The organism is Hominisplanchenecus sp. (assembly GCF_046967715.1).
In the GTDB taxonomy this organism is placed as follows: domain Bacteria; phylum Bacillota; class Clostridia; order Lachnospirales; family Lachnospiraceae; genus Hominisplanchenecus; species Hominisplanchenecus faecis.
Genome location: NZ_JBKVNQ010000020.1, coordinates 11,679 through 33,019, shown reverse-complemented (window position 1 = coordinate 33,019; position 21,341 = coordinate 11,679). Strand labels below are relative to the sequence as shown.

Here is a 21,341-nt window from a genome sequence, read left to right as displayed (position 1 = left end):
ATGGAGGTATGTTACTATGAAATTATCGGAAAAGATGAAAGAGAAACAGCTTCTCTCTTTTGAATTATTCCCACCAAAAACAGAGAAAGGTATGGCAAATCTGCCAGGAACGATCGAACATCTGATGGAGTTCAAACCGGAATACATTTCCTGTACTTACGGAGCTGGCGGCGGAAACGTTGGAGCAAACCGTGAAGTATGTCAGATGATCAAGAAAGCAGGTTCCATCCCTGTAACACATTTCACCGTAATCAAAAATACAAAAGAAGGTATCAGAGAACAGCTGGATCAGTACCTGGAAGAAGGGGTTGACCATATGCTGGCACTGCGCGGCGACTTCCCGATGGGTGAGACAAGCACCATGGGAGATTTCGATTACGCTACCGACCTGGTGAAATTTGTCCGTGACCAGTACGGCGATAAATTCGAAATCGCAGTAGCAGGTTCACCGGAAGGCCACATTTCCTGCAGAAGCCTGGAAGCAGATATCGCTGTTCTGAAACAGAAACAGGACAATGGTGCAGACTACATCATGACACAGCTCTGCTGGGATATGGAACAGTTCAAATACTGGCTGGATGCAATCCGAAAAGCAGGTGTTACCATGCCGGTAGACGTAGGAGTTATGCCAATTCTGGATCAGGCAGCTACGATCAATATGGCACTGTCACGTAACGGCTGTGTAATGGATCGTGAACTTTCCAGACTGATCTCCAGACACTGGCTGTTTCCAAATCCATTTGCAGCAAAAGATGCAGAGGGCAAACCTTTTGATTTATTCTATGATAAGAAAATCGCAGAATTCAAAGAAGAAGGTATCGAATACACGATCAGACAGATCGATACATACCGTGCACTGGGCGTTGAGGGCATCCATCTGTATGCTCTGAACAAATGGAAAGATGTTTCTGAAATCATCAATCGTTCCGGTCTGCGTACACTGGTATAAAGAGACAGGCAACAGGAGGAAATATTTATGGCACAGGTAATAGCCGTTGCAGGAAAAGGCGGCGTGGGAAAGACAACGCTGTGCGGGCTTTTGATACAGTATCTTTGTGAGAAGGGGAAAACACCGGTTCTTGCAGTAGATGCAGATGCCAATTCCAACTTAAACGAAGTACTTGGCGTTGAAGTGGAGATGACACTCGGTGAAGTTCGTGAGCAGATTGAAAATGCAGCGAACAGTGCAAAAAGCCCGATCCCGCCAAGTATGTCAAAAGCAGACTATGCAGAGATCATGATGAATCGCTGCCTGGTCGAAGAAGATGACTATGATATGCTCGTCATGGGCAGGACACAGGGCAAAGGATGCTACTGTTTTGTAAATGGTCTGCTTCAGGCACAGGTACAGAAACTGACACCGAACTACAAATACATGGTCGTAGATAACGAAGCAGGAATGGAGCATATCAGCCGTGGCATTTTGCCAAAAGTTGATACGGTCATTCTTGTGAGCGACTGCTCCAGACGAGGTGTTCAGGCAGTTGGACGTATTGCCGGACTGGTGAAAGAGTGCGGACTTAATCCAAAACAGATCGGACTGATCGTAAACCGTGCACCGGAAGGCAAACTGAACGACGGAACAAAAGAAGAGATTGAGAAACAAGGTCTTACACTTTTTGGTGTCGTTCCACAGGATCAGGAAGTTTATGAGTATGACTGTGACGGAAAGCCAATGACAGAGCTTCCGGAAAATGCAGCGGTAAAAACTGCACTGTATAAAATACTGGACTCTATCAGCTTATAAAACACAGCCCCTTGCGGGAAGCCGTGAGGGGATTTATTTCAAAACCCCATATCCCATGGGGGCGGATAGGATATGAGAAAACCTGTGGGATAGGAACCCATAAACAAGGAGGTAGATGATGGGAAACTTTAAATTGACAACCGTTGAAGAATTCGAAGCGGCTACAGAGAAACTTCTGGAAACAGGAAAAAAAGTAGGAGCAGATGCATGGCAGTACCGTGCAGCAAAACAGACCCCACACTGTAAATTTGGTGAGCAGGGTGTCTGTTGCCGTATCTGTGCAATGGGACCTTGCCGTATCACACCGAAGGCACCAAGAGGTATCTGCGGATGCGACGTACACGGTATCGTAGGACGTAACTACCTGAAATTTACAGCAGGCGGAGCGGCAACACACTCTGATCACGGCCGTGAGATCTGCCACACATTGTACTGTGCAAAACCAGAAGGACCTTACAAGGTCAAAGACCCTGAGAAGCTGATCCGCATCGCAAAAGAATGGGGCGTTGAGACAGAAGGAAAAGATATTTACGATCTGGCACATGAAGTAGCATATCTTGGATTGAGCGAATACGGCAAAGTATTCGGCACACAGAACTTCTTAAAGAGAGCTCCTCAGCATACACAGGAGATCTGGGAGAGAGAAGAAATCGCACCAAGAGCAATCGACCGCGAAGTATCATGTTCTTTACATATGAGCCACATGGGATGTTCTTCCCTTCCTGAGGCACTGATCCGTCAGTCCTTAAGAGCCGGTCTGTCTGATGGCTGGGGAGGTTCCATGGCAGGTACGGAGTTCTCAGACGTTCTGTTCGGAACACCGAAACCGATCGAAACTGAAGCAAACCTTGGTGTTATGGTTGCTGAAAACGTAAATATTGTTGTTCATGGACATGATCCTTCACTGTCTGAGATGATCTGTGAATATGCAGATGATCCGGAAATGATCGCTTACGCAAAAGAAATGGGAGCAAAGGGGATCACCGTATCCGGTGTGTGCTGTACTTCAAACGAAGTTGCAATGCGTCGTGGTATTCCGATGGCAGGTAACTTCCTGCAGCAGGAAAACGTAGTATTGACCGGTGCATGTGAAGCAATCGTTGTAGACGTTCAGTGTATCTTCCCGGCACTTGGCCCTCTGAGTAAATGTTTCCATACTAAGTTTGTGACCACTTCTCCGATCGCACAGATGCCGGATGCTGAGTACATTCGTTTCAATGCAGAGACAGCAGGAGAAAATGCAAAAGCGATCGTTAAGATGGCGATCGAAAACTTCAAAAACAGAAAACCGGAACTGGTACATATTCCGGATATGAAACAGAAAGCAACAGTTGGATATTCTGTAGAAGCAATCGTAAAAACTCTGGATGGCGTTGCAAACTCTCAGGTTGATGAGATGGGAACAACAAAACCGCTTCTGGAGTGTATCACATCCGGTGTTATCCGCGGTGCAGTTGCCATGGTTGGATGTAACAACCCGAAAGTAAGACCGGATACAGCCCATATCGAGCTGATGAAGAAAATGATCGCAAACGATATCATTATCATTGCTTCCGGATGTTCTGCACAGGCTGCTGCAAAAGCAGGTCTGATGGACAAAGAAGCAAAAGAACTCTGCGGAGCAGGTCTGAAGAGAGTATGTGAACTGGCGGATATCCCACCGGTACTGCATATGGGATCCTGTGTAGATATTTCCCGTATGATGATCCTGGCAGCAGAGCTGGCAAAAGATTCCGGACTGAACATTTCTCAGCTTCCGGTTGTCGGATGTGCACCGGAATGGATGTCCGAAAAAGCAGTATCCATCGGTAACTATGTAGTAGCTACCGGTATCGATACGTTCCTGGGCGTTGATCCGTATGTATCCGGTTCTGACCAGATCGCACAGCTGCTGACAGAAGGCGTACGTGACTGGGTAGAAGCCGCATACACCGTAGAGAAAGATATCGACAAACTGGGCGATGCTATGATTGCAAGAATCGAAGAGAAGAGAACTGCACTGGGAATCTAATCTTTATGAAAACAAACGCAGGGCGGTTTTATTCGCCCTGCAAAGAAAAATAGAAGGCGGATAGTGATATGAAAATTGCAGTTACCGGAAAAGGCGGTGTCGGAAAAACAACATTTGCAGCCACACTTGCCAGATTGTATGCACAGGAAGGCAAGCATGTTCTTGCTGCAGACGTAGATCCGGATGCAAATCTTGGACTGGCACTTGGATTTTCAGAAGAAGATCTGGATTCAATCGTGCCGATCACCAGGATGCGAAAGCTGATTCAGGAACGTACAGGTGCGAATGATCAGAATCAGTTTTACAAGCTGAATCCGAAAGTGGATGATATACCAGATGCTTATTCAAAAACCTGTAATGGCGTAAAACTTCTGGTTCTTGGTACCGTTGAAACAGCAGGAAGCGGCTGTGTGTGTCCGGAGCATGTGATGTTGAAGCGCATCATCAATCATCTGGTGTTAAGGAGCAACGATGTTGTAATTCTTGATATGGAGGCTGGGCTTGAGCATCTTGGCCGTGGAACGACAGAAGGCATGGACCAGTTCATTGTTGTGATCGAACCAGGGGCAAGAAGTATCCAGACTTATAAAAATGTAAAGAGACTTGCAGCGGAACTTGGAGTTCGCCAGGTACGCGTGGTTGCCAACAAAGTAAGGAACGAGGATGATGAAGCATTTATCCGTTCCAAAATACCACAGGAAGATTTGCTTGGATTTATTCATTACAATTCAGAAATAATCGATGCAGACCGTCAGGGAAGATCACCGTTTGATGTAAGCCCGAACGCAAAAGCAGAGATTTCAATAATAAAAAGCAGGATAGACGCAGATCTGTCCAAAGGAGGTAAATAAAGTGACATTATTTGATGTTGTATTCAGTGGAAATGATACCGTATATGGCCTGACAGAGGGTGCAATCGATGCTGCGATCGAAAAACATGGTGCAGATAAAGCGATTGCTTTCCCGGATACGGCTTACAGCCTGCCATGTTATTATGCAGTAACCGGTACAAAGGTTGCTACACTGGGACAGTTAAAAGAAGCTCTGGGCGTTGTAAAAACCCTGATGACAAGAGAGCAGAAATTAAATGATGCATTTATGTCCGGTATTGCAACCGCTCTGTGTGCAGAATTTATCGAAGTACTGAAATATATTGACGGAGCTGCACCATATGAAGCTCCGTGCTACGGACATCTGGCAGATGCAGTGATCCGTGAACTTGGTGTACCGCTGGTAACAGGTGATATTCCGGGTGTTGCAGTTATCCTTGGTGCTGCACCGACTGCACAGGAAGGCGTTGACCTGGTAAAGAGCTATCAGTCACAGGGTATCCTGGTTACACTGGTTGGCGGTATCATTGATCAGTGTGAAGAACTTGGCTACAAAACAGGTGCAAACGTACGTGTGATCCCTCTGGGCAAAGATGTTACAAGTGTGATACATGTTGTATCCGTTGCAGTAAGAGCAGCTCTGATCTTCGGTAACATTCAGCCGGGTGATGCAGCAGGCCTGATGAAATACACCATGGAACGTGTACCGGCATTTGTAAATGCATTTGCACCGCTTGATCCGGTTATCGTTGCATGTGGAGCAGGTGCGATCGCACTTGGTTTCCCGGTAATCACAAACGAAGATACTTTCAAAGTTCCAAAGAGCCTGATCGTTCAGCCGGACGTTTCCAAATTCAACGCAACTTCTCTGGAAGCAAGAGATATCAAGATCAAGATCACAAACATCGACATTCCGGTTACATTTGCATCTGCATTTGAAGGTGAGATCATCCGCCGCGGCGATATGCAGGTTGAGTTCGACGGCTCCCGTGTAGACTGCTGTGAGCTGGTTATGACAAAGGATGCATCTGAGATCGAAGATCACAAGATCACACTGGTAGGACCGGACATCGACGAAATGCCGGTAGGAAGCAAACAGAGCATCTGTTATGTAGTAGAAGTAGCAGGAAAGAGTATGCAGTCCGACTTTGAGCCGGTATTCGAGCGTAAATTCCACTCATACCTGAACTGTGTAGAAGGTATGATGCATACCGGTCAGCGTGATATGATCCGTATCCGTGTAAGCAAAGAGACATTTGAAGCAGGCTTCCGTGCAAAACATATCGGTGAAGTTCTGTATGCAAAAGTAAAGAGCGAATTCGCAGCCGTTGTAGATAAATGTCAGGTAACAATCTACACAGACCCTGCAGAATGTACCAGAGTCCGTCATGAAGTAGCTATGTCGCTGTTTGACAAACGTGATGAGCGTCTGAACACACTGACAGACGAAGGCGTTGATGTATATTACAGCTGTATCATGTGCCAGGCATTTTCCCCATCCCACGTATGCGTGGTTACACCGGAAAGACTGGGACTTTGCGGAGCTGTTTCATGGCTGGATGCAAAAGCAACCAACGAGCTGGATCCTCAGGGACCATGTCAGGTTATCACAAAAGAAAGACCGATCGATGAACGTATCGGTGAATACGAAGACGTAAACGAAGCAGTTCAGAAATTATCCCAGGGTGCGCTGGAAGACGTATCCCTGTACTCTATCATTGAAAAACCAATGACATCCTGTGGATGCTTCGAGTGTATCTGTGGTATCGAGCCGCTGTCAAACGGTGTCTGCATCGCAAACCGTGAATATGCAGGCATGACTCCGATCGGTATGACATTCTCAGAACTGGCTTCCATGACAGGTGGTGGTGTACAGACTCCTGGATTTATGGGACATGGAAAACATTTCATTGCTTCCAAAAAATTCATGAAAGCAGAAGGCGGAGTAGCACGTATCGTATGGATGCCAAAAGAACTGAAAGAACAGGTAGCAGAAAGACTGAACGCAACAGCAAAAGAGCTGTACGGCATTGATAACTTCTGTGATATGATCGCAGATGAGACTATCGCAGAAGATCCGGAAACACTGCTGGCCTACCTCGAAGAAAAAGGACATCCGGCTCTGACCATGGAACCGATGATGTAATGATGCAAGGGAGAAAAGATCATGGATTTCATGCTTGCATGGAAATCCATGAGTTTGGATCCCGCAAAAATATGAGAAAGTAGCCCGACAGGGCGGATTTCGAATATTTTCAGATTGCGAGAGCATGAAATGCAAAGCAATCTGGAGCATCATGCTTGAAACGGCGATTAACGACAGAATCAAGGAGCACGAAGTGCGGGCAGCGTAGCTGCGATTCTGGAGGTATCCGACAGGAAGAATCGGCTTTCTGGCTTTATGCGGATCGTCAGCAAAGCCGACCAGAATCGCGTGCCAAGTCTCAAGTGCGTTCGACTTGAAAATTTATTGTTAAATAATTGATTTTTACAGGCTGCTGTTGTAAAATAGAAGTAATGTTTTTATAACAGTCTAAAAAGCATGAAGGAGGATTTTTAGAAATGCCATTTACAGCAAAATCAGGAAAATTCAATGCCAGCATCAACGTTGTTGAGTTTGGTACTGGCGATAAAGCAGTGAAAATCGGAGGCGAGAATGTATTCCCGCTGTATTCTTTTGATGCTGCAATCGAAAATGCACCGAAGGTAGGTATCGAGATCACAGATTTCGGTATGGAACATGAGCCGGAGTGCATCAAAAAATATTATGAAGGTTGTGCTACTCTGGCAGATATGGCCAGAAAAGCAGCTTCTATGGAAGGTGTAGACTTTTTAAGTTTCCGTATGGAAGGCGGAGATCCAAACGGAGCAAACAAATCTACAGAAGAACTGATCGGTGAACTGAAAGAGATCGCAGATGCAGTTGATCTTCCGCTTGTAGTATGCGGATGTAAAAATGTTGAGAAAGATGCAGAACTGTTCTCAAAAGCGGCAGAAGCCCTGAACGGTAAAAATGCAGTCATCCTCTCAGCAAAAGAAGAAAATTACAAGACAGTAGGTGCAGCAGCAGGCCTGGCTTACAAACAGATAGTAGGTGCTGAATCAGCTGTTGATATCAACCTGGCTAAACAGCTTAACGTACTGATCTCTCAGCTTGGTGTTGACAGCAAGAGTGTCGTTATGAACGTAGGTAGTGCAGCAGTTGGATACGGTTTTGAGTATGTTATCTCTACTATGGATCGTGTAAAAGCGGCAGCTCTGCAGCAGGGCGATGCAAATCTGCAGATGCCGATCATTACTCCGGTAGCATCTGAGGCTTGGGGTGTAAAAGAAGCTATGGCTTCTGAAACAGATGCTCCTGAATGGGGCTCACAGGAAGAACGTGGAATCGATATGGAAGTAGAAACTGCAATGGCAGTTATCGCTGCCGGTTCCAATGCGGTAATCCTGAAACATCCGGAATCCATCAAGATCATTTCTGGTCTGATGAAAGAATTAGTCTAAGAGTTGCGTTAAGGAGGAGATGTAATTATGGCACTTAAAGGTCTTGATATTTTTAAATTATCACCAAAGAAAAACTGTAAAGAATGTGGATGCCCGACATGTATGGCATTCTCTATGAAGGTTGCACAGGGTGCAGTTGATATCGCTGCTTGTCCGTATTTCGCACCGGAAGCACTGGCTAAACTTTCAGCAGCTACCGAGCCGCCAATGAAAACGATCAAAGTTGGTGCAGGCGATGCAGAGCTGTCTTTGGGCGGCGAAACCGTTCTGTTCCGTCATGAAAAAACATTCGTAAGCAGAACAAGATATGCAATGTCTCTTTGCACATGCATGGATGATGAGACAGTTGCACAGAAACTTGAGGACATTAAAAAAGTTGATTATGAACGTATCGGCGAGCGTATGTTCGTTGAGATGGTATATGTAAATTACAGTGCAGATGGCAAACAGGATTATGTTGAGCTGGTGAAAAAAGCAGCAGAGACAGGACGTATCCTGATCCTTGACTGTAAGGATGCAGAAATTGCAAAAGCAGCACTGGAAGTATGCAAAGATGGAAAACCGATCCTGAATGGTGCAGATGCTTCCAACTACGAAGCAATGAACGCTGTTGCCACAGCAGCAGGTGTTGTACTTGGCGTAAGCGGAGCAGATCTGTCTGAAATCCACGATACAGTAGAAAAGCTGGAAGGTCTTGGAAACAAGAATCTGGTGATCGATGTAACCGGAGCAGACGTAAAAGAGACATTCAAAAATGCAGTTCAGATCCGTAAGGCAGCAATCAAAGACGGTGACAGAACATTCGGATATCCTTCTATTGTAAATCTGCACAAAATTGCAGCAGGTGATCTTCACAAACAGGCAGCACTGCTGTCCCTGTTCACAATGAAATATGGTTCCGTAATCGTTGCAGAACATATCGGTTATGCAGAAGCTCTGCCTCTGTATGGTCTGCGTCAGAACCTGTTCACCGATCCTCAGAAGCCAATGAAAGTGGAACCGGGCGTCTATCCTCTGAACGGAGCAGATGAAAACTCTGTATGTCTGACAACCGTAGACTTCGCACTGACTTACTTCCTGGTTTCCGGAGAGCTGGAACGTTCCGGTGTACCGGTAAACCTGATTATCAATGATGCTGGCGGTCTTTCCGTACTGACATCATGGGCTGCTGGTAAATTCTCTTCTTCTTCTATCGCCAAGTTCTTCCAGGAACAGGATATCGAAGGAAAGATTAAGAGCAGAAAACTGATCATCCCTGGTAAAGTAGCTGTCCTGAAGGGCGAGCTGGAAGCAAAAATGCCGGGCTGGGAGATCATCATTGCTCCAAACGAAGCAGTTCAGCTTGTTAAGTTCATGAAAGACTTTGCATAAACTAAATATACAAGCAAAAGGAGAACAAAATAATGGGAAAATTCGTTACAATCGGAGAAAGACTTTCAACAACAGCTCCAGCAGTAAATAAAGCGTTTCTGGAAAGAGATCCGGAACCGATCTTAAAAAGAGCAAAACAGCAGCTGGATGCAGGAGCTACATATCTGGATGTAAACATCGGACCGGCAGAAGGATATGGCCCGGATCTGATGAAATGGGCAGTTGAATTGCTGCAGGGTGAATTTGACAACGTACCTCTGGCACTGGATACATCCAATAAAGCAGCCATCGAAGCCGGTATCGCTGTATACAACCGTTCTAAAGGAAAACCGATCGTAAACTCTGCAGATGCTGCAGGAAGAATCGAAAACATCGACCTTGCAGCTGCAAACGATGCAATCGTTATTGCACTGTGTAACGGCGAAGGTATTGCAAAAGACAACGATGAGCGTATGGGTTACTGCCAGATGCTTCTGGAAAGAGGTCTGGAACATGGTATGGAAGCAGAAGATCTGTGGTTCGATCCGCTCTTCCTGGTAGTAAAAGGTATGCAGGACAAACAGATGCAGGTTCTGGAATGTATCAAAATGTTCTCTGATATGGGACTGAATTCTACAGGTGGTCTGTCCAATAACTCCAACGGTATGCCAAAAGCAATCCGTCCGATCATGGATTCCGCCCTGGTTGCAATGGCTATGATGCAGGGTCTGACTTCTGCAATCGTTAACCCGAACGACCTGCGTCTGATGGAAACCATCAAATCCTGTGATGTATTCAAAGGCAATACTCTGTATGCTGACTCCTATCTGGAGATCTAATAAATGTATAAGGTTACTTTTAAGTTTGAAAACAGCGAAGATGTCACAGTCTTCGCTGCTTTCGGTGAGAGCCTTCTTGAGGTAGCGAGAAAAACAAATGTAGCTATCGATGCACCTTGTTCAGGAAATGCATCTTGCGGAAAATGCAGAGTAAAACTCGTAGAGGGAGAATTGGATTCCAAACAGACGAGACACATCAGTGATGAAGAATATGCACAGGGATGGCGTCTGGCATGCTGCAGCAAAATAAATGCGGATGTTGCTGTAATGGTGCCAGATATTGCTTCTGCATATCGCAGCCGTATGAAAGTTGCGGATCTGTCATCACCGGATGAAGTAAAAATCTTTGATAATATTAAGCAATCTATTACAGAAGCAGGTATCGAACTCAAAAATAATCTTGAAAGCATTCATGTTAAAATGGATGTACCAACTCTGGATGACACTATGCCGGATAACGAACGTCTGACAAGAGCCATCCGTGAAATTACCGGAATGCAGCGTGTGAAGCTTCCATATTCTGTGATCCATAAAATGGCACAGGTACTGCGTGAACACAATTTTGATGTAAACGTTGTGATCCGGAAAACAGAAAAAGACATTTTTGTCTATGACATCTGCGGTGCGGACGAAACACCGGTTATTGCAGGACTTGCAATCGATATTGGTACCACAACCGTATCTGCGATCATCATAGATATGACAGATGGAAAGATCCTTGCAAAAGGATCAAGCGGTAACGGTCAGATTCGCTACGGTGCGGATGTTATCAACCGTATTATCGAATCCCGCAAACCGGGCGGTCAGGACAAACTTCAGAAAGCGATCATTGAAGAGACAATCAATCCATTGGTACAGACGATGTGCCGTCAGGCAAAGATCAACCCGATGAACATTTACCGTATGTCGGTTGCAGCGAACACCACGATGAACCATCTTCTGATTGGAGTTAATGCGGATCCGGTTCGCATGGAACCGTACATTCCGACCTTCTTTAAGACCAATTCGATTTTTGCAGGAGATATTGGCATCAAAGTAAATCCGGATGCACATATCATTCTTGCACCGAATATCGGCAGTTATGTCGGCGGAGATATCACAGCCGGAGCATTTGTAACGATGCTGTGGAATCAGGAGCCATTCTCTCTGTTTATCGACCTTGGTACCAACGGTGAGATTGTATTTGGCAATTCAGACTTTATGTTCAGCTGTGCATGTTCTGCAGGACCAGCCTTTGAGGGCGGAGATATCAGCTGCGGTATGCGAGCGACCGACGGTGCGATCGAGGCATGTACGATAGATGCAGAAACGATGGAGCCGAAGCTGACGATCGTTGGCAATGAAGGCACAAAACCGGTTGGTATCTGCGGTTCCGGTATCATTGATATTATCAGTGAGCTGTTCCGCTGCAAGATCATCAATCCAAAAGGAAAATTTGTCAGAGAAGGCCGCCGCGTGAAACGCGATGCAGACGGAATGGGCAGCTATGTGCTGGCATTTGAAGGCGAAGAAGCAGGATCGAGCAAAGATGTAGAAATCACAGAAGTGGATATCGACAGCTTTATCCGTGCGAAAGGAGCTATTTTCTCTGCAATCCGCACCATGCTTTCTTACTGTGACTTTGATATCTCTATGATCGAGAATGTCTATGTTGCAGGTGGTATCGGAAGCGGTATCAACATGGCAAATGCGATCAATATCGGAATGTTCCCGGATATTCCGGTTGAAATGTATCATTATGTAGGAAATACATCACTGGCAGGTGCGTATGCGATGCTCTGTTCTACCGAATCCGAGCGAAAAGTATATGATCTTGCCGCTAATATGACATATATTGAACTCAGTACGATTCCGCAGTATATGGATGAATTTGTAGGGGCATGTTTCCTGCCGCATACAGATGCATCCCTGTTTCCGAATCGGTAAAATTCAAGTCGAACGTATGTGAGACGGAAGATAAATGCGGCATCAAAAGGAGAATTTTATGCAGGTAAGATACGAAAAAGATAATAAAGAAAGAATTCCTTTTGAACATTATCTGGAGGAATTTGCAGCAATCGATCCAAAAGAGGCCGCAGCCAGGGTGGGAGTACCTTGGCATGAAGAGACACAGGAATTTGAAGTGCGAATGATGCAGAAAGCATTTCTTGTAAAATGGCCGGAATGTACCATCCGAAAGGCAAATCCATTTGATGAAGGATATGGAGCCATGGAGGATGGCGTTCCGCCAAAGATCATGGCAATCCGATTTTTAACAAGGGGTGTGCACTCAGAAGGCACCGGAAAGTTTCTGACTTATCGGGAAGTGCCGCATGGAGAAGTTTATTACCGTCAGTTTAACGGAAGATGTATGATGCGGCTTGCTTTTTCTTATGGAAATAAATTGCAGGAATTTAAAAACAAAATGGAAGCACTGGGGGCAGTAAATTGCGGACACGGTGATGCCGGATACGAGTTTGAATTTATCAACGGGCATCGCGTACAGTTTTTGCTGTGGGCAGGAGATGAGGAATTTCCACCATCCTCCCAGATTCTGTTTTCAGACAATTTCCCGCTGTCCTTTGAAGCAGAAGACCTGGCAGTTGTCGGGGATATTGCGATCGGGACATTAAAGAAAATGAAGGAGGATTTTACAATGGGATTTTCAACGGTACCATGTAATGAATTTGTAGAAGTTCTGGCTTCCAAAGCACCGGTTCCGGGCGGTGGCGGTGCATCTGCACTGGTTGGTGCAATCGGCACAGCTCTTGGAAATATGGTCGGAAGCCTGACAGTCGGAAAGAAAAAATATGCGGATGTAGAAGAAGAAATGCAGGAGTTAAAAGCAAAATGCGATGTTCTTCAGAAAGAACTGCTGACTCTGGTAGAGAAAGATGCGGAAGTATTTGAGCCGCTCTCCAAGGCGTATGGCATGCCAAGAGAGACAGAAGAAGAGAAGGCGGAGAAAGCACGCGTTATGGAGATTGTGCTGAAAGATGCCTGCTCCGTACCGATGGAGATCATGGAGAAATGCTGTGAAGCGATTGAACTGATCAAAGAATTTGCGGCAAAAGGTTCAGCCCTTGCGATCAGTGATGCAGGCGTAGGTGCCGTATTCTGTAAAGCAGCACTGGAAGGAGCTTCCCTGAATGTGTATATCAACACAAAATCCATGAAAAACAGAGAATATGCAGAAGAACTGAACGCAAAAGCAGATGCTATGCTGGCAAAATACCCGCCGATGGCAGATGAGATCTTTGCAAGTGTTCTTGGAAGACTGAAATAGGCGGAGGATAAGCATTATGGCAAAACAGTTATTAGGAAAAGAAGTTGTTGCAGCTTTAAACGAGCGTATTATCGCAAAAGCAGAAGCATTAAAAGCAAACGGTGTTACACCGACACTTGGAATTGTACGTGTAGGCGAAAATGAAAGCGACCTTTCTTATGAAAGAGGAGCAACAAAACGCTGCGAAAAACTGGGTGTGGAATATAAAAAATATCTGCTGCCGGCAGATGCGACACAGGAGCAGGTTCTGGCAGTGATCGATGAAGTAAACAAAGATGACAGTATTCATGGTGTTCTGTTATTCCGTCCGCTTCCAAAACATTTAAATCAGGACGAGATCGAACAGGCATTAGATCCGGCAAAAGACGTTGACTGTATGACCAACGGTTCCATGGCTGGTGTGTTTACAGGCAAAGATCTGGGATATCCTCCTTGTACACCGCAGGCCTGCATGGAGATCCTGGATCATTACGGAATCGACTGCACAGGTAAAAAAGCAGTTGTAGTAGGCCGTTCTCTGGTAGTAGGGAAGCCGGCAGCTATGATGCTGATCAAAAAAAATGCAACCGTTACCGTATGCCATACCAGAACCGTTGATATGCCGTCAGTTGTAAAAGAGGCAGATATCGTGATCGTTGCAGCAGGTCGTGCAGGCGTGGTAGATGACAGCTATGTAAGAGCCGGACAGGTGATCATCGATGTCGGCATCAATGTCAATGCAGAAGGCAAACTCTGCGGTGACGTAGCTTACGATAAAGTAGAGCCGATCGTAGATGCGATCACACCGGTACCGGGCGGTGTCGGAAGTGTTACCACATCTGTTCTGATCGGACATGTAGTGGATGCAGCAGAGAAAGCAGCTGCAAGGAGGTAAGACAAATGGAACTTCGGGAAGTCATGCAGAAACGAAAAAGTATCCGTCAGTATCTGACGACTCCGGTAGAAGAAGAAAAAGTAAAAGCTATGATCGAGGCAGCAATCCTTGCACCGACCTGGAAAAATGCTCAGGAGATCCGTTATTATGTGGCGGTTTCCGAAGAAAAAAGACAGGCAGTACTGGATGCCCTGGGTGAAGGCAATCGCAAAAAAACGCAGAACGCTCCGGTTTTCCTGATATCTGCCGTTATTTTAAACCGTGCCGGTTTTCAGAAAGACGGCACTGCAGATAACGAGCTTGGAAACGGCTGGGGCTATTACGACTGCGGTCTGCACGATATGAATCTTCTGCTGGAGGCGGCAAATCAGGGCTTATCTACGCTGGTTATGGGACTACGTGATGCAGATAAATTGCGTGAAGCATTTGACATCCCAAAAGAAGAGTCCATTGTCAGTGTGATCAGTGTGGGATACAGCGATGCAGATCCGGACAGACCGACAAGAAAATCAGTAGAAGAGATTGCAAAATTCTTTTAACCGATCGGGTTGTTGGTCAGATGCCAGCAGAAGATAATGGTTCGGTTATAAGTGTATGTCTGAATCGCTATTATAAAATCAATTTTATCATTTTTAAAAGGAGTTGGCGTAATGATGACAACAAAGAGAGAAGTAGTTGAAAAAATGTGTGGTGGAAAAGGACACGTAATCATTGACCGTATCCTCGGTGAAAAAGAACTCAACGGAAAATGCGGATTATATGCAAAAGTAACGATTGAACCGGGATGTTCTCTTGGCTATCATGAACATCACAATGAGAGCGAAACTTATTTCATCTTAGCAGGTCAGGGTGATTATGATGATAATGGAACCGTACGCCCGGTTAAGGCAGGAGATGTGACTTACACACCGGATAACCACGGTCATGCACTGACCAATACCGGAGATACCGATCTGGTATTTATGGCACTGATCATTCTTGATTAAAAAACAAAGGCGAATGTAGATAAGATTTATTATGCGATTCTTGTCCGCTTCGCTGAAATGTAAAAATTAAAAAACAGACAGTGATTTCGGGTTCGATTTCGCTGTCTGTTTTTTGTTATAGAAACGGAGGAAATGCAGCATACGACGTACATCAGAAACATTCTTGAATGGAAAAATTCCGATCTGCTGATAAATTCAGGAAAGTGTGGCATTTTCGTTATATTTCTCAAATTCTTTTTCCATATCGACGAGTGTATCTGCATAGCTTAACAGTTCCGCAACACGCTGCTCTCGGTTGTCGTATTCTTTTTTATAAGAAATACGATGCTCCATGGCAGCCCAGAAATCCATGGAAATCGTGCGGAGCTGGATCTCGACCGGATAATATTCACTGGCATCCAGACAGAAAACATTTACACCGAGAATGATATGATGACTTCGATAGCCATTCGGTTTGGGATTGGTGATATAGTCACGTTCCCGGATAAAGATCAGATCAGACTGTTTTTTCAGCATATCGATCAGATTTTTAATATCACCGACGAAATAACAGACAATGCGGATGCCGGCGATGTCCTGCAGAAGATCCTTTGCATTTTCAAGAGTCGGTTCTTCCCCCTTGCGGATCAGTTTTTCTTCGATGCTCTGCTTGCTCTTGATGCGGTACTGCATCGTATGTATCGGATTTTCAGCAGAAGCCTTGTAAATATTGTGGTTTAAGATCTCCAGCCTGGTCAGAAGCAGTTTCATTGCATCATCGTATGGACGGATCAGATCATAATACTCAGTGTCAGTCATGGAAAACTCCTTTAAAATATCAAAAATTTCGTAACTGTTTCTTTACTTCACAGTTGCGATGTTAAAATCATTTCATGGCAGAATTTGATAAAATCCCAAAATATAAAGATGTTAAGGTCAAAAGATGCCATACGAATTGTTACGTACTTCGTACTCCCACAATTCTATCCAACATTCGCATATCGTGAAGCTGACGCTCCACTTTTATGCTCATATTGGGTGGGTCATTAAGCCATAAAACCACTCCTGTGTAAGCACATCGTGGTTTCAGGCTTTTGACCCTGGCATCATATAAATACAATATAACAGAAAATTATGGACTTCCTGTGACAAAAGTATAAAGCAATGAGAAAAATAATAAACAAAAATGAGTCTTGACAAAAAGATAACAAAGAGGCTATAATAATAACGTGAATTACATATTGCTGTAGCAAGTGCCGATGAGAATCGGGTGAAAGGGAATCAGGTGCAAAACCTGAACGGTCCGGCCACTGTAAGCAAGGAGCACTGTCTTGAAAAACCATTGCATACCCATTTTTGTGAGAAGGTAAGACAGCGTGAAGATAGGCGAGTCAGGAAACCTGCTTGATACATGAGATGAGCTTCCGTGTAGAGCTAAAACATCCAATCCGAAGTCAGAGACGTTCTGGTTTCGTATGATGTCTGCTAAGGGTAAGCAGATGTTTATTATTTTATGAAAAAATAGCGATTGAATCCATCTCGAGCAATCCTGAACATATTGGGGGTAATTCACAGCATACCTCCTTCTGTGGCAGGAATCCGCACCTGCCATAAGATAAAAGAACCGGTTTCCTAACTCCGCAATAGGAAACCGGTTCTTATTATCTCAGTCGGAGATTAAACTCCGACTAAGATAAACGCTCCGCGGGGATGCACAGCGATTCTGTCAGGTAAATGTCAGCAAAGCTGACCAGAATCGTGTGCCAATTCTCACATTTGTTCGACTTGAATTTACTTTAATTCAATTTCTGCCAGTTCTTTTGGAGGGAGCTGTTTGCTGGAAACGGATTTAAACCATTTCACTTTTGCAGCAGCTTTGTTCAGAGGAAGGTTGGTTCCGGCACCGGCAATACAGCCGCCAGGACATCCCATTCCTTCAATCAGACATCCGTTTATTTTTCCGGCTTTGGCAAGAGCCAGTGTCTTTTTACATTCTGCAAGTCCTTCAGCATGGATAATTTTTGGTGTGACATCCGGGTAATAAGCCTTCAGACATTCCTCGATTGCACCGGCAACACCGCCTGCTACGGCATAACCACGTCCGGCAGCAGTGGCATCGTGCATGGAATGGGCATTTTCTTTCTCACCCATATCAATTCCCTTTGCATCGAACATACCGACCAGTTCCTCAAAAGTGATAACAAAATCGACATCACTTCGCACCGAACGACGGCTGGCTTCCAGTTTTTTCGCAGCACACGGACCGATAAATACAACTTTGGCATCCGGATGTTCCTGTTTGATACTTCTCGCAGTCGCAACCATCGGTGTCAGCTCCTGAGAAATATTGTCGATCATAGTCGGAAAATATTTTTTCGCAAGCATGGACCAGGAAGGGCAGCAGGAAGTCAGAAGAAACGGAAGTTCTCCGGTTGCTACTTTTTCGGCATAATGTCTGGCTTCTGAGACGGCTCCAATATCGGCACCGAGAGCTACCTCATAAACTTCGGAAAATCCCAGAGTTTCCAGGGCTGCGTGGACATCTTTTGGCTCCATGCTGCCAAACTGACCAACAAACGCAGGAGCAATTTCTGCGATGATTTCATTGCCTTCTTTTAAGGAACGTGCAAGCTGATAAATCTGAGACTTGTCACTGATCGCTCCAAAAGGACAGCTGACCATACACATACCGCAGGATACACATTTTTCGTTGTCAATCTTTGCTCGGCCGAATTCATCACTTCCGATTGCTTTTACGCCGCAGGCACGGGAACATGGACGTTCCTTTTTGGAAATGGCATCATACGGGCAGACCGACTTACATTTTCCGCAGTGCACACATTTTTCCTGATCAATATAAGAATGTCCGTTTACCATGGAAATGGCATGTTTCGGGCAGACTTCCGCACACGGATGGGCAAGGCAGCCTTTGCACATATCGCTTACTTCATATTTATTATCCTCGCAGGAAGCACAGGCGGAAGGGACAACCTGCATCAGAGGCGGCTCATAATATTTTTCGGAAATATTGCTGGCCTCGATGCCATCAGTCAGGTGGACAGGTTTGTTTGTCGGACGCAGACACATTCCCATGGCAAGGCGGACGCGTTCCGTGGCAATCGCACGGGCACGGTAAATACTGTCACGGTACTGCGGACCATCTTCCGTTACGATTTTATAGGGAATTGCTTCAATATCGTGGATCAGTGATTCGTCATCGGATTCAAAGCCGATTCTGGAAACCTCAGCAAAAATCTGACGGCGGATTTTTCTTACTTGTGTTTCAATACCTCTCATGTCTTGGAAACTCCTTTATGTCAATTACGGATTTATGGTGGCATGCATACTTCCTTCTCAAAGCACTATAACATATTGATAAAATATTATCAAGGCAAGTCCATGCTCAAAAAACGGAACATCCATATTGTATGTGAAAAATTTAACACAAATATCGCAGTTATCTGACATAACTATGGAAAAGAATTTTGTTTGTTAAATTTTTAATTAATGGAAAAGGCATTGTATATAATAAATAAATAAGATATAATTAACACACAAAATTTGTCAATAAATACAAAAGAGTAGGAGGTATGATTTATGCTGGATCAGTCATATTACCAGAAAGCGGACGAAATCATTGCTTTTTATGGTAAGAAACCATCATCCCTGATTCCTGTGATGCAGGATATTCAGGGGGTATATCGTTATCTGCCGGGAGAATTGCTGACGTACATTGCAAAAGAGATTGGAGTAAAAGAGGCAAAGGCTTACAGTGTTGCGACTTTTTACGAGAATTTCTCTTTTGAACAGAAGGGAAAATATGTGATCAAGGTCTGCGACGGAACAGCCTGTCATGTAAGAAAATCAGCGGCAATCCTCGATGCATTTATGAAAGAACTGGGACTTTCCGATAAGAAGCATACAACGGATGATATGCTTTTTACGGTAGAGACCGTATCCTGTCTCGGTGCGTGCGGACTGGCACCGACCTGTACGGTGAACGATGAAGTCCACCCGAATATGACACCGGAGAAAGTAGTGGGATTGATTACAGAATTGCGAGGTGAGTGCTGATGATCCATAACAGAGACGAGTTAAAAGAATGTCGCCAGAAGGCAAAAGCAGATATGGAGACGGCAGCCTGTCGTATTCTGGTCTGTTCCGGCACCGGCTGTATCGCAACCGGTTCTGAAAAAATATACAATCGCTTTTTAAAACTTGCAAATATAACACCGGGCGTGAGCGTAATCTTTGCACCGCACGATGAAGACACACACATTGGGCTGAAAAAGACCGGATGTCAGGGCTTCTGTGAACTTGGCCCACTTGTGCGTATCACGAAAAACGATGAGACCGTTCAGTATGTAAAAGTTCAACTGGACGACTGCCAGGAATTGTTTGAACGTGCTGTGCTCGGTGATGATGTAGTGGAGCGTTTATTATACCGTAAAGAGAAAAAAGTTTACCGTCATCCGAAAGAGATTCCGTTTATCGCAAAACAGACCAGGATCGTTCTGGAGAACTGCGGACGTTTTGATGCAGAATCCATTGACGAGTACATGGCATCCGGCGGTTTCTCTGCCCTGGAAAAAGCGATGTTTGAGATGACAAGTGAAGAAGTGATCGAAGAGATCGATAAATCCGGGCTGCGGGGAAGAGGCGGCGGCGGTTTTCCGACCGGACGCAAATGGAAACAGGTGGCACACCAGAAAGAAAAAGTACGTTATGTCGTATGTAATGGTGATGAAGGTGATCCGGGTGCTTTTATGGATGGTTCCGTTATGGAAGGTGATCCGTACAAACTGCTGGAAGGCATGATGATCGCCGGATATGCAGTCGGGGCTGCCAATGGTTATATCTATGTGCGTGCAGAATATCCGATGTCCGTTTCCAGACTTCGCCATGCGATCGCAGAGATGGAAAACCGGAATCTGTTAGGTGACAACATTTTAGGAACGGATTTCTGTTTCCATATGCATATCAACCGCGGAGCAGGTGCATTTGTATGTGGAGAGGGAAGTGCACTGACGGCATCCATCGAAGGAAAACGAGGTATGCCGCGTGTCAAACCGCCAAGAACGGTAGAAAAAGGACTGTGGGAGAAACCGACCGTCCTCAACAACGTAGAAACGTTTGCCAACGTACCGAAGATCATTCTGCAGGGAGCCGACTGGTATCGTTCGATCGGAACGGCCGGAAGCCCTGGAACCAAAACATTCTCCCTGACCGGTGCGATTGAAAATACCGGTCTGATTGAAGTGCCGATGGGAAGTACACTGCGGGAAATTATTTATGATATCGGCGGCGGACTTAAGGAAGGATCTCAGTTTAAAGCCGTACAGATCGGCGGACCGTCGGGCGGCTGTCTGACGGAGAAGCATCTGGATGAACCGCTTGATTTTGACTCCGTAAAGAAATTTGATGCAATCGTAGGATCTGGCGGAATGGTTGTCATGGATCAGCACACCTGTATGGTAGAAGTTGCCCGGTTTTTTATGAGTTTTACGCAGAGAGAATCCTGCGGAAAATGTGTTCCGTGCCGGGAAGGTACGAAACGTATGCTGGAGATCCTGGAAAAGATCGTAGAAGGCAGAGGCGAAGAGGAAGATCTCGACCGTCTGGAGGAGCTTGCGGCAATGATCCGCAGCATGGCACTTTGCGGACTCGGAAAGAGTGCACCGCTTCCGGTCATCAGTACTCTTAAATTATTCCGAAACGAATATCTGGAACATATCAACGAGCATAAATGTGCCGCAAAAGTCTGTCAGGCTATGCGTAAATATGTGATCAATCCGGAGTTCTGTAAGGGCTGCAGCAAGTGTGCGAAGAACTGTCCGGTTGGTGCGATCAGCGGAAAAGTAAAACATCCGTTCCATATTGACCCGAATATCTGTATCAAGTGTGGTGCATGTAAAGAAAACTGTGCATTTAATGCCATTTACATAGAAGAGTAGGA

Annotated in this window: 17 protein-coding genes, 1 pseudogene and 1 riboswitch; of the genes and pseudogenes, 16 read left to right on the top strand and 2 right to left on the bottom strand. The window is 45.3% G+C overall.

Annotated features, from left to right (window positions below):
• Nucleotides 1-16: 16 nt before the first annotated feature.
• The 14 genes and pseudogenes from ACLTL4_RS04495 to ACLTL4_RS04430 all read left to right on the top strand — a co-directional run bounded on the left by ACLTL4_RS04495 (nt 17) and on the right by ACLTL4_RS04430 (nt 15,406).
• Nucleotides 17-949 (top strand): methylenetetrahydrofolate reductase, encoded by a 933-nt coding sequence (locus ACLTL4_RS04495; protein WP_147631693.1) that lies wholly within the window; start codon nt 17-19, stop codon nt 947-949.
• Between the two features lie 27 nt (nt 950-976).
• Nucleotides 977-1,747, top strand: coding sequence for an AAA family ATPase (locus ACLTL4_RS04490; protein WP_022119436.1), 771 nt, complete (start codon nt 977-979; stop codon nt 1,745-1,747).
• Between the two features lie 118 nt (nt 1,748-1,865).
• Entirely contained in the window at nt 1,866-3,758 is a 1,893-nt protein-coding gene (gene cooS / locus ACLTL4_RS04485; protein ID WP_412320283.1) for an anaerobic carbon-monoxide dehydrogenase catalytic subunit, read from the top strand.
• Between the two features lie 68 nt (nt 3,759-3,826).
• Nucleotides 3,827-4,609, top strand: coding sequence for an AAA family ATPase (locus ACLTL4_RS04480; protein ID WP_173865772.1), 783 nt, complete (start codon nt 3,827-3,829; stop codon nt 4,607-4,609).
• A gap of 1 nt (nt 4,610) precedes the next feature.
• Nucleotides 4,611-6,734, top strand: a complete 2,124-nt coding sequence (gene acsB / locus ACLTL4_RS04475) for an acetyl-CoA decarbonylase/synthase complex subunit alpha/beta (protein WP_412320282.1) — start codon at nt 4,611-4,613, stop codon at nt 6,732-6,734.
• Between the two features lie 416 nt (nt 6,735-7,150).
• Nucleotides 7,151-8,092, top strand: a complete 942-nt coding sequence (gene acsD, locus ACLTL4_RS04470) for an acetyl-CoA decarbonylase/synthase complex subunit delta (protein ID WP_173897324.1) — start codon at nt 7,151-7,153, stop codon at nt 8,090-8,092.
• Between the two features lie 27 nt (nt 8,093-8,119).
• Nucleotides 8,120-9,463 (top strand): acetyl-CoA decarbonylase/synthase complex subunit gamma, encoded by a 1,344-nt coding sequence (gene acsC / locus ACLTL4_RS04465; protein ID WP_022119430.1) that lies wholly within the window; start codon nt 8,120-8,122, stop codon nt 9,461-9,463.
• 32 nt (nt 9,464-9,495) lie between these two features.
• Entirely contained in the window at nt 9,496-10,281 is a 786-nt protein-coding gene (gene acsE, locus ACLTL4_RS04460) for a carbon monoxide dehydrogenase/acetyl-CoA synthase methytransferase subunit (protein WP_022119429.1), read from the top strand.
• A gap of 3 nt (nt 10,282-10,284) precedes the next feature.
• Nucleotides 10,285-12,207 (top strand): corrinoid activation/regeneration protein AcsV, encoded by a 1,923-nt coding sequence (acsV, locus tag ACLTL4_RS04455; protein WP_022119428.1) that lies wholly within the window; start codon nt 10,285-10,287, stop codon nt 12,205-12,207.
• Nucleotides 12,208-12,241: 34 nt separating this feature from the next.
• Nucleotides 12,242-12,871, top strand: a pseudogene (locus ACLTL4_RS04450) (DUF3786 domain-containing protein); the annotation flags it as partial.
• A 45-nt stretch (nt 12,872-12,916) separates the two neighbouring features.
• Nucleotides 12,917-13,546 carry a cyclodeaminase/cyclohydrolase family protein gene (locus ACLTL4_RS04445; protein ID WP_147631816.1) on the top strand — a complete coding sequence of 210 codons (630 nt, stop codon included), beginning with the start codon at nt 12,917-12,919 and terminating at the stop codon, nt 13,544-13,546.
• A 16-nt stretch (nt 13,547-13,562) separates the two neighbouring features.
• Entirely contained in the window at nt 13,563-14,420 is an 858-nt protein-coding gene (locus tag ACLTL4_RS04440) for a bifunctional 5,10-methylenetetrahydrofolate dehydrogenase/5,10-methenyltetrahydrofolate cyclohydrolase (protein WP_022119426.1), read from the top strand.
• Between the two features lie 5 nt (nt 14,421-14,425).
• Complete coding sequence (locus ACLTL4_RS04435) at nt 14,426-14,959, top strand: nitroreductase family protein (RefSeq protein WP_022119425.1); 534 nt, start codon at nt 14,426-14,428, stop codon at nt 14,957-14,959.
• Nucleotides 14,960-15,073: 114 nt separating this feature from the next.
• On the top strand, nt 15,074-15,406 hold the full coding sequence (locus ACLTL4_RS04430) for a cupin domain-containing protein (protein WP_173865809.1): 333 nt from the start codon (nt 15,074-15,076) through the stop codon (nt 15,404-15,406).
• A gap of 195 nt (nt 15,407-15,601) precedes the next feature.
• On the opposite strand, the gene ACLTL4_RS04425 is transcribed toward ACLTL4_RS04430, so the two are convergent.
• The gene (locus ACLTL4_RS04425; protein WP_022119423.1) at nt 15,602-16,204 is read right to left on the bottom strand and encodes a GTP pyrophosphokinase family protein; all 603 of its coding nucleotides are present in this window, start codon (nt 16,202-16,204) and stop codon (nt 15,602-15,604) included.
• 415 nt (nt 16,205-16,619) lie between these two features.
• Nucleotides 16,620-16,808, top strand: a riboswitch (cobalamin riboswitch).
• Between the two features lie 368 nt (nt 16,809-17,176).
• A complete protein-coding gene (locus ACLTL4_RS04420) occupies nt 17,177-18,682 on the bottom strand; it encodes a 4Fe-4S dicluster domain-containing protein (protein WP_147631701.1) in 1,506 nt (501 codons plus the stop codon).
• Between the two features lie 300 nt (nt 18,683-18,982).
• Between ACLTL4_RS04420 and ACLTL4_RS04415 the strand changes: the two genes are divergently transcribed.
• Nucleotides 18,983-19,459: a complex I 24 kDa subunit family protein gene (locus tag ACLTL4_RS04415; protein ID WP_022119224.1), complete on the top strand. Its 477-nt coding sequence runs from the start codon at nt 18,983-18,985 to the stop codon at nt 19,457-19,459.
• Nucleotides 19,459-21,339 carry an NADH-ubiquinone oxidoreductase-F iron-sulfur binding region domain-containing protein gene (locus tag ACLTL4_RS04410; protein WP_412320281.1) on the top strand — a complete coding sequence of 627 codons (1,881 nt, stop codon included), beginning with the start codon at nt 19,459-19,461 and terminating at the stop codon, nt 21,337-21,339. Before ACLTL4_RS04415 ends, ACLTL4_RS04410 begins: the two co-directional genes overlap by 1 nt.
• Nucleotides 21,340-21,341 lie beyond the last annotated feature (2 nt).